This window comes from Vibrio sp. (assembly GCF_050299255.1).
Lineage (GTDB): Bacteria > Pseudomonadota > Gammaproteobacteria > Enterobacterales > Vibrionaceae > Vibrio.
Map to the genome: position 1 here is coordinate 12,991 of NZ_JBNKVP010000004.1, position 13,001 is coordinate 25,991.

Annotated in this window: 9 protein-coding genes; 3 read left to right on the forward strand and 6 right to left on the reverse strand. The window is 51.9% G+C overall.

The genetic code is table 11. The features are described from left to right. Nucleotides 1–56 precede the first annotated feature (56 nt). From ACQY6F_RS02480 to ACQY6F_RS02500, 5 genes are read right to left on the reverse strand one after another with little or no spacing between them, the layout of a single operon-like run. Nucleotides 57–923, reverse strand: coding sequence for an alpha/beta fold hydrolase (locus ACQY6F_RS02480; protein ID WP_428771997.1), 867 nt, complete (start codon nt 921–923; stop codon nt 57–59). A 2-nt stretch (nt 924–925) separates the two neighbouring features. Beyond that, nucleotides 926–1,507, reverse strand: coding sequence for a Slp family lipoprotein (locus ACQY6F_RS02485; RefSeq protein WP_428771998.1), 582 nt, complete (start codon nt 1,505–1,507; stop codon nt 926–928). A gap of 34 nt (nt 1,508–1,541) precedes the next feature. Next, a complete protein-coding gene (locus ACQY6F_RS02490; RefSeq protein ID WP_428771999.1) occupies nt 1,542–1,847 on the reverse strand; it encodes a chromosome partitioning protein ParA in 306 nt (101 codons plus the stop codon). A 52-nt stretch (nt 1,848–1,899) separates the two neighbouring features. After that, nucleotides 1,900–2,607: a tRNA (adenosine(37)-N6)-threonylcarbamoyltransferase complex dimerization subunit type 1 TsaB gene (gene tsaB / locus ACQY6F_RS02495; protein ID WP_428772000.1), complete on the reverse strand. Its 708-nt coding sequence runs from the start codon at nt 2,605–2,607 to the stop codon at nt 1,900–1,902. 54 nt (nt 2,608–2,661) lie between these two features. After that, entirely contained in the window at nt 2,662–4,587 is a 1,926-nt protein-coding gene (locus ACQY6F_RS02500; RefSeq protein WP_428772001.1) for an ATP-dependent DNA helicase, read from the reverse strand. A gap of 254 nt (nt 4,588–4,841) precedes the next feature. Here ACQY6F_RS02500 and purU point away from each other — a divergent pair, with 254 nt between their 5' ends. Next, a complete protein-coding gene (gene purU, locus ACQY6F_RS02505) occupies nt 4,842–5,675 on the forward strand; it encodes a formyltetrahydrofolate deformylase (protein ID WP_428772002.1) in 834 nt (277 codons plus the stop codon). A 99-nt stretch (nt 5,676–5,774) separates the two neighbouring features. Here purU and ACQY6F_RS02510 read toward each other — a convergent pair whose 3' ends face one another. Continuing rightward, nucleotides 5,775–7,778, reverse strand: a complete 2,004-nt coding sequence (locus tag ACQY6F_RS02510) for an FAD-dependent oxidoreductase (protein ID WP_428772108.1) — start codon at nt 7,776–7,778, stop codon at nt 5,775–5,777. 267 nt (nt 7,779–8,045) lie between these two features. Here ACQY6F_RS02510 and sppA point away from each other — a divergent pair, with 267 nt between their 5' ends. Beyond that, nucleotides 8,046–9,899, forward strand: a complete 1,854-nt coding sequence (sppA, locus tag ACQY6F_RS02515) for a signal peptide peptidase SppA (RefSeq protein WP_428772109.1) — start codon at nt 8,046–8,048, stop codon at nt 9,897–9,899. Between the two features lie 179 nt (nt 9,900–10,078). Further along, on the forward strand, nt 10,079–12,982 hold the full coding sequence (locus ACQY6F_RS02520; protein WP_428772003.1) for an ATP-binding protein: 2,904 nt from the start codon (nt 10,079–10,081) through the stop codon (nt 12,980–12,982). Nucleotides 12,983–13,001: the final 19 nt, after the last annotated feature.

Sequence of the window (13,001 nt, forward strand, 5' to 3'; positions counted from 1 at the left end):
ACCTATTTATTATCGGCACTATTACAGCACAGCAATCGGCACTGAGCACGAACCACTTAAACAGATGTTTTAATTTTGTTAACTAAATCAGAAATTAGTGCATTTACTCTATCCGGATGCTGCAGATGACAGTGGTGGCCGCCGGGGATTTGCAAAAATTGCGCGTGTGGCGGTTCATTCTTCAGCATGTTGGATTTGAGGTGGGAATAGCCATCCTGACCCAGAATGACCAGCTGTGGACAGCGGACCGATTGAATAAACTGTTCGGCATGTTGAAAGTCCATGCGATACAGCGATGCGCTCTGCAACCGGATATCATGACGCCACCACCAGCGCTGTTCACGCTGCGCCAAACCACGCAGGACAATCGGTGCGATCTGCTGTTCGCTAACCTGGTTGATCCCTGCCCGGCGCATTATGGCCTGCTCAGGCGAATCAAAGCCACGTACCGGCTTACGGCGCAAGCGCTGACGGTCGATCACCCCCTGTCGCAACCGGTCCACACACAACTGCGGTTCCTCGGCCAGCGGGCCATAACCTTCAATCTGCACCAGCCCGGATACCTGCTCCGGGAAGGCGGCACTGTAGCAGCTGGTGATCAGAGCGCCGAGAGAATGCCCCACCAGCACCACCTGACTGGCCGGCAGTGCACTCAGAAACTGGTGCAGGTCATCAATATAATCGTGAAACGGGTAGAAGCTGCCGCCCGGTTTATGGCTTGAAAGACCATGGCCGGGCAGGTCGATGGCGCACAGGTGCCAGTCTGGTAACTGCTGATGCAGTTGCGGCATTAATTGTTCGAAGCTGGCAGCATTGTCTAACCAACCGTGGACAAACACCATCGAGTGCTCTGCACTCCCGGCGTCGCCAAGTTCCAAAGTGGTAATATGACCATCTGCTATCGGGTACTGTTTTTGTCTCATTTTTATTTTACTTGTTGAATGATGCGTCCTTCGCGCTGGCGTGGACCAAAATCGTAGCCCCAATCGCAAAACTCATCCCAGCACTGAAACGGAGCACCGTAATCGTTAATGATCATACGTTGCTCTATCCGCCATACATGGCTGCCGGTTGCTTGCATCACTGGTAGCTGATGCTCAGATTCCCCCACTTTAACCGTTTCCCTTTCCCCTGTAGATTGGCCTAACACGGTAATCAAGCGACCTCTGGCATAAGTGACCGGCTCCAGATAACCATCGACGTAAGCGATAAAACGGCCCTGAGGTTCGACGTCAATATCCGGCCGACCGGCCGAGTCTATCGGCAGGCTGACGATTTCAATGCGGGTTTTGTCTTGTAAATTTTCCAACCGGTCAATAACCCCGCCTAACCGGACTTCAACGGATTGTTCTGGTTGTCCGGTCCAGACAGTATAACTGGTGACAACATCGGGATTTTCCGAACTCAATTCAGCCGGCAATGACGCACAGGCGGAGAGCATCATCGACAGCAGCACCGCTAACAATGAGCCTAAAATGGGTGTGTTTACTGGTCGTGTATTTAACATGGCAGCCTCTCTTTAACAAGAAGACAGAATTTCATTATATATAGATATCGACGCCCAGCAGATGCGCAAGTTCCTCTCGCCGGGCCTGATTCATCACATCCATATACTCTTCTAATGCCTTACGGCCACGACCTTCCGGCAGATCATACTGCAGCTGCGCCCGATGGATATCTGCCGGGTCGGCCGACCGGATCGAGTTGGCTACCGCATTGGCGACTTTACTCGGTTGAGTCACCGCCGCCTGCTGATCGTTTGGCTTCACCTCATCTTTACGCTTAGCCTTGTTGGCTCGCTGGACTCGGGAAGGATGCGACGGCGGTAAACCGTTAATTGATACCATAGTAGACCCGTTCTCTGTGACGCATCAATTCAGAGCGCACTCGACACTGTTGTTATTCGCGACCCGGCAGCTTTTTCCAGGCAACCTTATCGCGCAGGTAGACAGGGCTGGCTTGTTCAGCGCTCACCGTAGCACCGTCAGCCAGTGCAAACTGGGCCAGAAAGGCAATATCTTCGGCTTCAGGGAACTGGACGTCACCCTGAACCAGTGGCAGCGTCAACTGCGCCAACTCCTCAGCATAACTTTGCCATCCTGTGCCGGCCGTGTGCCAGTGGAACTGATTGTCCGCTTCGCTCAGCAGGGTGTTCAGTTCAGCCGGCGGAATGACACATTCCGGCTCTGCTTCAGACCAGTCGCCATTTGCTAACCGGCTAAAACGCCCCCAATAGACCTCATTCATCCGGGCATCAATGGCACAAGCAACATGTTCGGCCTGATGACGTCTAAAACTGCCCTGCGCCATGGCTTTCAGGGTGGAAACGCCGATCATAGGCAGATCTGCGCCAAAGGCCAGCCCCTGGGCGATACCAATACCGATGCGGACTCCGGTGAAACTGCCCGGCCCACGGCCAAACGCCAGTGCATCCAGCTCTCCGAGAGTCAGGCCGGCCTCTTTAAGTACGTCATCCACCATTGGCAGAATTTTCTTAGTGTGGTCGCGCGGCGCCACTTCACTGCGGACGAAAGTCTGGTCACCTACTCGCAGAGCAACGGAACAGTTCTCTGTGGCGGTATCTAGAGCAAGAATTTTTGCACTCATGTATATCTCTGGTATTAGTTTTCAGTTAAAGCTTTCTGTTGTCGGTTACCGCTATCACTCATCGCTCTTGGCAATCTGCTGCAAGAACTGCTGGATGTTAGCCAAATCCCGGGTTCTGGGTATTGCCGGCAGGCTGGCCAGAAATACCCCGCCGTAATCACGGGTGACCAGTCGATTATCGCAGATGATCAAGGCTCCCTGATCGTTCTGGTCCCGAATCAGCCGGCCTACACCCTGCTTAAGCGTTATCACGGCGTCAGGCAACTGAACTTCGGCAAATGCTTCACCGCCGCGCAGTCGGCAATCTTCAATCCGCGCTTTAAGCAGCGGATCATCCGGGGCGGTAAACGGAAGTTTGTCGATGATAACACAGCTCAGGGTATTGCCTCTAACGTCAATCCCCTCCCAGAATGCGCCGGTTGCCACCAGCAAAGCGTTGCCCAGCTCCATGAATTCAGACAGGGTTTTCTGTTTGCTGGTTTCCCCTTGCATTAGAACCGGCAGTGACAGGCGGGCACGAAATAACTCACCCAATTCACGCATCATACTGTGCGAAGTACAGAGAAAGAAACAACGCCCCTGGTTCTGCTCTATCACCGGTGCCAGCATAGTGACCAGTTTCTGGGCTAAACCCGGGCTGTTGGGCTCAGGCAAGTATCGCGGTACACATAATCGAGCCTGTTGCTGATAGTCGAACGGGCTGGGCAGAGAAAATTGCTGGCTCGGCTTAAGGCCCAGGCGGCGGGTAAAATGACTAAAGTCATCATTGACCGCCAGCGTGGCCGAAGTAAAGATCCAGGCGCCCTGCTTAAGCTCTATCTGCTCATGAAATTTGTCTGCCACCGACAACGGTGTGATATGCAGGCTGAAATGGCGCGGGGTGGTGTCAAACCAGTAGGAATAGCCGGTTATGGAAATATCGCACACCCGGTCAAGGCGGCCTTTGATGGTATTGGCCCGCTCAAATGCAGTGTCCAGCAACTGGCTTCGACCGATCGCGAGCTTGAGCACTTCGATAGCGAAATCCACCGCCTCAATCAGTCTGGCCATTTCCCGGGCGACGGCAGGCGAATTGAGCGCCTCACGCCAGTTGCCGCGATACCCCGGTTCGCCGAGGATTATCCGTACGTCCATGGCAGACTGCTGCAGCTTTTGTGCTACTTTTTGCAGCTGGCGCATATCTTTGGCCTCGGTCCGGTAGCCAATTTCAATGTCTTTCGCCAACTCCTGAACCTGACGGCTGGATACCGACTGGCCAAAATACTGGCTGGCAATATCCGGCAACTGGTGTGCTTCATCGAATATGAACACTTCCGCTTCCGGGATCAGCTCGCCAAAGCCGGTTTCTTTGATCGCCAGGTCCGCCAGGAACAGGTGGTGGTTCACCACCACCACATCGGCATCCATTGCCCGCTTACGCGCTTTCAGCACAAAGCAGTCACTGTAACTCGGGCACTCTTTGCCCAGGCAGTTATCATTGGTGGAAGTAATGGTAGGGATCACCGGGCTGTCTTCGGCAATAGCTTCACATTCTCCCAGGTCGCCGGTCTGGGTTTCTGAACTCCAGCTGCGCACTTTGACCAGTTGCGACAACAAACTCGGATCGGCAGCGGCGTTATGGCTCTCCAGCATCTGCCGGCTGAGCCGGTCCAGACAGAGATAGTTGGCCCGCCCTTTGAGCAACGCGGTGACACCAAAAAAACCCAGCGCATTGACCATCTGCGGCAAATCGCGATGAAAAAGCTGTTCCTGGAGGTTTTTTGAGCCGGTACTGATGATGGTTTTCTTGCCGCTCTGCAGCGCTGGCACCAGATAAGCAAAGGTTTTGCCGGTTCCGGTGCCGGCTTCTACCACCAGCTGCCCTGACTGGCTGATGGTGCTGGCTACCGCATTGGCCATATCTAGCTGTGCCTGTCTGGGCTGAAAACCTGGGATCACTTTCCCCAGCGCCCCTTGAGCAGAAAAGGTTTTGTTTATCATAGTCTCGGCTGAGCGGAAATTCGTTAGCCGGATTATGGCAAATTTACCGCTTAGGTGCGACTCGCTTTCCCCTCACGGCAACCGCAGATTTCATTATTAAGAGAAAACTTGGAATAATCACACCGCAGGTGGGAGAATTGGTTGAAACCGACCAAATAATAGTTTAATTGTTACTGTCATATTGCGACTCGGCTTTTCGGGTGCGCCCAGGAAAAATTTACGATTCTAAAAATACTCACGGAAGTAGCAACACAATGGAAAAGAAAACCTTGTTGACCCACTGCACTGACGCACCGGGCCTTATTTCAAAAATTACCAACATCTGTTACAAGCATCAGCTGAATATCATTCACAACAACGAATTCGTGGATAATATCAGCGGCCATTTTTTCATGCGCACCGAGCTGGAAGGCTATTTCAACGACCAGACGTTACTGGCCGATCTGGATCAGGCGCTGCCTGAGAAAGCCAAACGTAAACTGATCAGCTCCCGCCGCAAGCGAATTGTCATTCTGGTCACCAAGGAAGCACACTGTCTTGGCGATATCCTGATGAAGACTTATGACGGTAGCCTGGACGTTGAAATTTCGGCGGTGATCGGCAACTACGACAAACTGCAAGGCCTGACCGAGAAGTTCGATATCCCTTACCACTGCGTCTCTCATGAAGGCTTAAACCGTGAAGAACATGAGCAGAAAGTGATGGAAGTACTGGATCAATACCAGGCTGACTACGTGGTTCTGGCCAAGTATATGCGGGTACTGACACCGAACTTCGTTGAAAAGTACCGTAACCGGATAATTAATATCCACCACAGTTTCTTACCGGCCTTCATCGGTGCCAAACCGTATCAGCAGGCCTATGAACGCGGTGTGAAAATCATCGGTGCGACCGCGCACTTCGTAACCAATGATCTGGATGAGGGGCCGATCATCAAACAGGACGTTATTCCAGTTGATCACAACTTCAGCGCCAGCGATATGGCGCAGGCCGGTCGCGACGTAGAAAAGAATGTTCTTAGTAAAGCACTCAATAAAGTTCTGAATGACCACGTGTTTGTCTACGGCAACAGAACGGTTATTCTGTAATCTTGCTAACACGATGTTGAGCGACGATTAAACTGAAAATGGCGCCCGTTGGCGCCATTTTTATTGCTAAGTGTCAGTCGTGGATGTTGCTGCGCTAGGTTACAACTTCACCGCCAGCTCAACGCCCTGGCGAATTGCCCGCACCGCGTCCAGTTCACCAGCATGATCTGCGCCACCGATAACATGCAACTTGCTGCCAAACAGGTGCCATTTGTTTTCAAATGGTCGAACCGACTCCTGGCCTGCACAGATCACCACTTTATCTGCGTCCAGCAGCCTTGGCTGTTCATCAACTTCAATCTGCAGACCGGCGTCACTGATTTTGTTATAGGTCACGCCGCCGATCAGGTTTACCCCCCGTTTTTCCAGCGTGCGCCGGTGGATCCAGCCGGTGGTTTTGCCCGGACCTTTACCAACTTTGCCTTTACGACGCTGAAGCAACCAGACGGTTTTATCACTGACGGAATCCGGGTAAGGGTATAAGCCGCCCGGGTGGGTGAGTTCTTTGTCTATTCCCCACTCATGTAACCAGTCGTCCAGTTGATGATCGTGCGGCTCGGTTACCATAGTGGCAACATCCACACCGATACCACCAGCACCAACGATCGCAACTTTCTCACCTAGCGGGGTCTTTTCCCGAATCAAGGTCTGGTAATCGACCACTTTTTCCGCATTATCGACCCCTTCAATCGCCACTTTACGCGGCTCAACTCCGGAAGCCATCACCACTTCATCATACTCAGCCAACAGGTCAAAATTCGCTTCGGTGTCCAGATGCAGATTCACGCCGGTGATGTCGATCTGATTGGCGAAATAGCGGATCGTCTCCCGGAATTCTTCTTTGCCGGGGATCTGCATCGCCAGACGGAACTGGCCACCAATACGGTCATTTTTCTCAAACAGATCGACATGGTGACCGCGTCTGGCCAGGGTGGTGGCACAAGCCAGCCCAGCCGGACCAGCACCGACGACGGCGATCGACTTTTTCTGCTCAGCAGGTGTGATCCGCAGTTCAGTTTCCCGGCAGGCAATCGGGTTGACCAGACAGCTGGCCCGCTGCCCTTTAAAAACGTTATCCAGACAAGCCTGGTTACAACCGATGCAGGTGTTGATCAGTTGTGCCTGACCTTTTTCCGCTTTGGCGACAAAATAGGGGTCGGCGAGGAATGGTCTGGCCATGGAGACCATATCAGCCTGACCATGGGAAATGATGTGTTCAGCATCCGCCGGGTTGTTGATGCGGTTGCAGGTCACGATCGGAACATTGACATGCGGTTTGACTTTCTCGGTTACCCAGGTAAACGCTGCGCGCGGCACCTGGGTCGCTATGGTCGGAATCCTTGCTTCATGCCAGCCGATACCGGTATTGAGGATGGTAACTCCGGCTTTTTCCAACTCTTGAGCCAACAGTACCACTTCGTCCAGCGTACTGCCCTGCTCCACCAGATCCAGCATCGACAAGCGGAAAATGATGATAAATTCTTCGCCCACCGCCTGGCGAATCGCTTTTACTATCTGCAGCGGGAAACGGATACGGTTTTCGTAACTGCCACCCCACTCGTCATAACGCATATTGGTGCGCTTACAAATAAACTGGTTGATCAGATACCCTTCCGAGCCCATCACTTCCACCCCATCGTAACCCGCTTGCTGAGCCAGTTGCGCACTGTTGGCAAAAGCGTCGATGGTATTGTTGATCTGGCGACAGCTCATTTCACTGGGGGCAAATTTGGCAATCGGCGCTCGGATATTTGAGGCACTCTGGGCAAACGGATGCATGGCGTAGCGACCGGCATGTAGGATTTGTAGTGCGATTTTGCCTCCGTGACGATGCACCGCTTCAGTGATCACCCGGTGAGCACGGGCATGTTTCGGTTTGCTGAATTCGGCGCTGAAAGGATGCAGACGGCCGCGTAAATTGGGTGAAAAGCCGCCGGTGACAATCAAACCGACCCCACCCTTAGCGCGCTCTTCGTAAAAAGCGGCCAGTTTGTCGAGTCCTTCCTTATGTTCTTCCAGACCAGTATGCATTGAGCCCATCAGGACACGGTTGCGCAACTGAGTAAAGCCCAAATCCAATGGCTGTAGTAAATGTGGGTACATAGCAGACATCACTTTTGTTGTTTTCATCGTTATGGTCTGACCAGAGTATTCCTGGTGAGATCAAAAATCAAACACCCGTTTACATTTTTTTAACAGCGATCAAGATTGTCAGGATATGCAACTTTTTGTCACACCACTCAGATTGTCATTGTTTGCCTATACTAGTTAACATATGATGAACAACTCATATGTAACTCTTTCATTCTTTTAGGTAATTACCCTATCGTTACCCTCAAAGCCAGCTTTTGAAGCTAAAGCGGAGACATGATGAAACAAGTATTCAAGTTTATTGGTATGGTTTTTAAGGGAATTTGGAAACTGATCTCCTTTATCAGGCTCGCGCTGACCAACCTGTTTTTTATCCTTACCTTAGTGATCCTCTACTACCTGTTCACCAGTACTGAATCACCAATCCCACAAGTGGAGAAAAAATCGGCTCTGGTACTGAACCTGTCCGGTCCGATCGTCGAACAGGCGACCTACATCAATCCAATGGATTCATTCACCGGCTCGCTGATTGGCAAAGAGTTACCGAAAGAAAACGTGCTGTACGACCTGGTCAAAACCATTCGCTACGCCAAAAATGACGACAAAATCTCCGGCTTGGTGTTATCGCTGAGTGACCTGTCTGAAACCCACCTCACCAAACTGCGCTATATTGCCAAGGCGCTGAATGAGTTTAAAGCGGCCGGAAAACCCATTTACGCCGTCGGTGATGTCTACAACCAGAGTCAGTACTACCTGGCCAGTTACGCAGATAAAGTGTTCCTGTCGCCAGACGGCTTGATTCTGCTAAAGGGCTACAGCCGTTATTCCCTCTATTACAAGAGCCTGCTGGAAAATCTCGAAGTCAATACTCACGTATTCCGAGTCGGTACCTATAAATCGGCGATTGAACCCTTTATTCGTGATGACATGTCTGATGCCGCTAAGCAATCAGCGTCAGTATGGCTTGGCCAGATGTGGGGGGCCTATGTCGATGACGTGGCCACTAACCGTCAAGTTGACCCTGCCGTGCTGAGCCCGAGCATGGATTCATTCCTCGAACAGCTGCAGTCGACTGGCGGCGATCTGGCCGCTCTGATGCTGAAAGTGGGCCTGGTTGATGAACTGGCGAACCGCTTGCAGGTACGCAGCAAGCTGGTTGATGCTTTTGGTAGCGACGGTGAAGACAGCTATAACGCGATTGGTTACTACGATTACCTGGACACCATCGTACCTGACTCCAACCAGCCTAATCAGGATGAAATTGCAATAGTGGTTGCCAGCGGCGCGATTATGGATGGCAGCCAACCTCGGGGGGCCATCGGGGGCGATTCCACTGCGGCACTGCTGCGCCAGGCGCGCAACGACGACCAGGTGAAAGCCGTGGTATTGCGGGTGGACAGTCCGGGAGGCAGCGCATTTGCTTCGGAAGTGATCCGCAACGAAATCGACGCCATCAAGGCTGCCGGTAAGCCGGTGGTGGTCTCAATGTCCAGTCTGGCCGCATCCGGCGGCTACTGGATCTCGATGAGTGCCGATCAGATTATTGCCCAGCCAACCACCCTGACCGGCTCCATCGGCATTTTCAGCGTGATCACCACATTTGAAAAAGGCCTCAATAAAATGGGGATCTATACCGACGGTATTGGCACGTCACCGTTCTCCGGCTCAGGGGTCACTACCGGCCTTAGTGACGGTGTCAAACAGGTGATGCAACTGGGAATTGAGCACGGCTATCAGCGATTTACCGGACTGGTCAGCGAAAGTCGCCGCATTGACCCGGCACAAATGGACGATGTTGCCCAAGGCCGGGTGTGGACCGGGCAGGATGCATTAAGGCTGGGACTGGTCGACCGAATCGGTGATTTTGACGATGCGATCAAAGTCGCCGCTGAGCTGGCCAAACTGGACCAGTATCAGTTAATGTGGGTCAGCGAACCGCTCTCCCCGGCTGAGCAGTTCATGCAGAATCTGATGAAACAGGTTCAGGTTTCACTCGGGATTGAACTTAACACTTGGCTGCCTGCCAGCTTCATTCCGGTGAGCGAGCAGCTGGTAAAAGATGCCGCTATGCTCAATTCTTTCAATGACCCGAAAGGCCAGTACGCCTTCTGCCTTAACTGTCAGATGCTGTAACACACCCCGGCAATAAAAAACCGCGGCCTGGCCGCGGTTTTTTATTGGTCTCTATTGCAGAAAGCGGTGCAATAGAATTATCTTACCAATTGAAATGAATGAGTTTATCTCCACTCATTAATTTAAGTTATATATCTGCAACGGGCATGGAATCCGAACTCGCTGGAGGGTGCCATAACGTGACCAAACTAAACCGCTTTAAATCCTGGTTTGACTTAAAGGATAAACATAACCGTATTTTTTTCGGTTTTTTTGTGCTGGGTTTGGCTATGTTCGTCATCGGTACCTTTGGCTGGGTTACCGTGTCCAATCTGTTTAAAACCATTGACCGCTACAACAGTGCGACCTCTCTGGCCCGGTTACATGACGATGCCAGAATCAACGAACTGATTTATACCCGCGACCTCGATATCTATTCTGCCAACACCGCACTGGAAGGCATAGAACAAGCGCTTAAACTGGTTGAGCAAGGACGTATCGAACAGATTGCCAGCCCGGAAATCCTCAATGAGCTGGCTGAAAGGCTGACGACTTTTAAAACCACCTTCTCCAAATTTATTGAGTTAACCCAGTCGGAAAGAGATATCCACGACCAGATGGTCCGTTCTGCCCGCAAAGTGACCTCAACAACCTCCACACTGCAGTACCTGCAAGGCCGCTATATCGATAAAGACAAAGCGGAGATCCAGTCACTGCGCAATAAAATGGGCCAGGTGTCCGTCAGCGTAAATCAGGCCTACGAACTGCTGCTGCTGTCGCAGATCTTGCAGACGATGGAAACCAGTTACCTGGTTGGACAGAGTGATATCAACCTGACCCAGTTGTTTGCCCATCAGAACTTACTGGCGGAAAACCTGGCGGCACTGCGTTCAGCAACAAACTCCGAGTTCAGTTTGGCCTTGATCGACGATATGGGTCAGGCGATAGAGAAACATTTCCTCCAGTTAAAAGCCGCGCTACTGACCCAGCGCAGCCGACCTTTGAACCAGGCAGAGCGCCAGGCTCTGGAGCTGAGTCTGGTCAACCTCAGTTCGCTGGCTTATCAGCTTCGTGATGATGAACAGATGATCTTTGAACGATCCCGCCAACAAATCATTCAAATACAAGAAACTCTGGAACGCAGGCTGGACCTGTCAGAAGAAGTGACCCAACTGCGGAATAACATCAGTGATGCGCGCCAATTGGATCGGGATTTTCTTGCGGCCCGTACCCATGATTCACGGCTAGTGATCGCCAATCAGGTCAATGAACTGCTGTCCCAGGCAAAGTCTCGTGCCAACCATGTTAAAAACAAGCTGATTGAAGCTGACGAAACGCTGGCATTCACCACAGTGGCCCAGGAGATCGACTTGTATCAGCGTAACTTCGAAGCCATGGTGACCGTTAAACAAGATTCAACAGCCATAGCAGAACAGATGGTGTCCAACATAGTGGCCACTGAACAGACGCTGCATAATATTCGAACCGCCAGAGTACAGCTGATGAAGGACGCCCGGGTCTACTCGCAGTTTGTTGCCCTGGGCGGCGTAGCATTTTTGGCCAGTCTGTTTTTCCTCGCCTTCCTGGTAAGAACATCGCAACAGGCGTTACTGGCCATCAATGCGGAACTGATTCAAGCGCGTGACCGGGCTGAACAGGCCGACCAGAGCAAATCGGATTTTCTTGCCAACATGAGTCACGAGATCCGCACGCCGATGAACGCCATCATAGGTATGAGTCATCTGGTATTGGAGTCTGATCTCAGTCGGCAACAGCGCAAATATGTCGAGATGGCTCATCGCAGTGCCAAGTCCCTGCTGGGGATCCTGAATGATATCCTCGACTTTTCCAAAATTGAGTCAGGCAAACTGAATATCGAACTGGTCGAGTTCGATATCCGCGACTGCATCCTGGACATTCTGGAAATGCTCAAACTGCAAGCCCAGGAGAAAGGGCTGAAACTTGAAGTCAAGCTGGATGATAAGTTACCCGAAGTATTGATCAGCGATCCACTGAGACTGGCGCAAATTGTACGTAACCTGACCAACAATGCGGTCAAGTTCACCCGCCAGGGACAGATCGACCTGGAGATCAAAGTGGTCGAGCAACACCAGCAACAACTTACCCTGCAGATTGTGGTCGCTGATACCGGCATCGGCATGAGCGAACAGCAAATCGCCGGTTTATTCCGGCCATTTGAACAGGCCGACAGCTCAACAACCCGTAAGTTTGGCGGTACCGGACTGGGCCTGGCGATAACCAAACAGCTCTGTAACCTGATGGGCGGTGATATAGACGTGTACAGCCAGCAAGAGCGAGGCTCAACCTTTACCGTTACGCTACCAGCTAAACTGCCAAACAATTCTTCTCGAACCTCTGAGAAAACAGCCATTGCGGACCCACAGCTGGTTCGGACAAACAGCGATCGTTTACAACAATTCGATTTCTCCGGCTGCCGGGCATTATTGGTCGAAGACAACGAAATCAACCGCTTGCTGGCGGCAGACCTGCTTACCTCACGCCAATTTTCCGTAGTGGAAGCCCATGATGGTCAACAAGCGGTCGAGCATTTGAAAAATGACAGCCAATTTGATGTGGTGTTGATGGACTGTCAGATGCCGGTCCTGGATGGCTACAAAGCCACCAGGGTTATACGTGACCAACTGGCGCTGAAAGAGCTCCCCATCCTGGCTATGACGGCTAACTCAATGGAGGCTGATCGCAGTCGAGCGTTTGAAGCCGGAATGAACGATTTTGTCTCTAAACCCATAGACGTACCGAGCTTTTTTGCCACACTGGGCAAGTGGATCCCGGATGCTGGTAAAAATACCGCAGAGATGGATGGGCCCACCAAGTCAACGGAAATCAATGTCCCGGTCGGCAGCGAAGCCATTCTACCGGAGCTGATCGATCACCAGTTGCTTGCCGAGGTCCTGGAGTTGCTGGAGCAGTCAGACATTGCGGTCATCGAACTAATTGAGTCAGTCGACTCGCCCAGTAAGCTAGGCATCAATCAAGAAACCTATTCCAGACTGTGCTTGACCGTCGCCAATTATGAATTTGATTTGGCTATAGCGTTATTGCATCGACATTCGCAGGATTAATTAGCCCCAAGGCATTAAA

Excerpts from the sequence above, each read along its gene's own strand:
- purU (WP_428772002.1), top strand. The coding sequence starts at position 4,842 with ATGGAAAAGAAAACCTTGTTGACCCACTGCACTGACGCACCGGGCCTT.
- tsaB (WP_428772000.1), bottom strand. The coding sequence starts at position 2,607 with ATGAGTGCAAAAATTCTTGCTCTAGATACCGCCACAGAGAACTGTTCC.
- ACQY6F_RS02500 (WP_428772001.1), bottom strand. The coding sequence starts at position 4,587 with ATGATAAACAAAACCTTTTCTGCTCAAGGGGCGCTGGGGAAAGTGATC.
- ACQY6F_RS02490 (WP_428771999.1), bottom strand. The coding sequence starts at position 1,847 with ATGGTATCAATTAACGGTTTACCGCCGTCGCATCCTTCCCGAGTCCAG.
- sppA (WP_428772109.1), top strand. The coding sequence starts at position 8,046 with ATGAAACAAGTATTCAAGTTTATTGGTATGGTTTTTAAGGGAATTTGG.
- ACQY6F_RS02485 (WP_428771998.1), bottom strand. The coding sequence starts at position 1,507 with ATGTTAAATACACGACCAGTAAACACACCCATTTTAGGCTCATTGTTA.
- ACQY6F_RS02480 (WP_428771997.1), bottom strand. The coding sequence starts at position 923 with ATGAGACAAAAACAGTACCCGATAGCAGATGGTCATATTACCACTTTG.
- ACQY6F_RS02510 (WP_428772108.1), bottom strand. The coding sequence starts at position 7,778 with ATGTACCCACATTTACTACAGCCATTGGATTTGGGCTTTACTCAGTTG.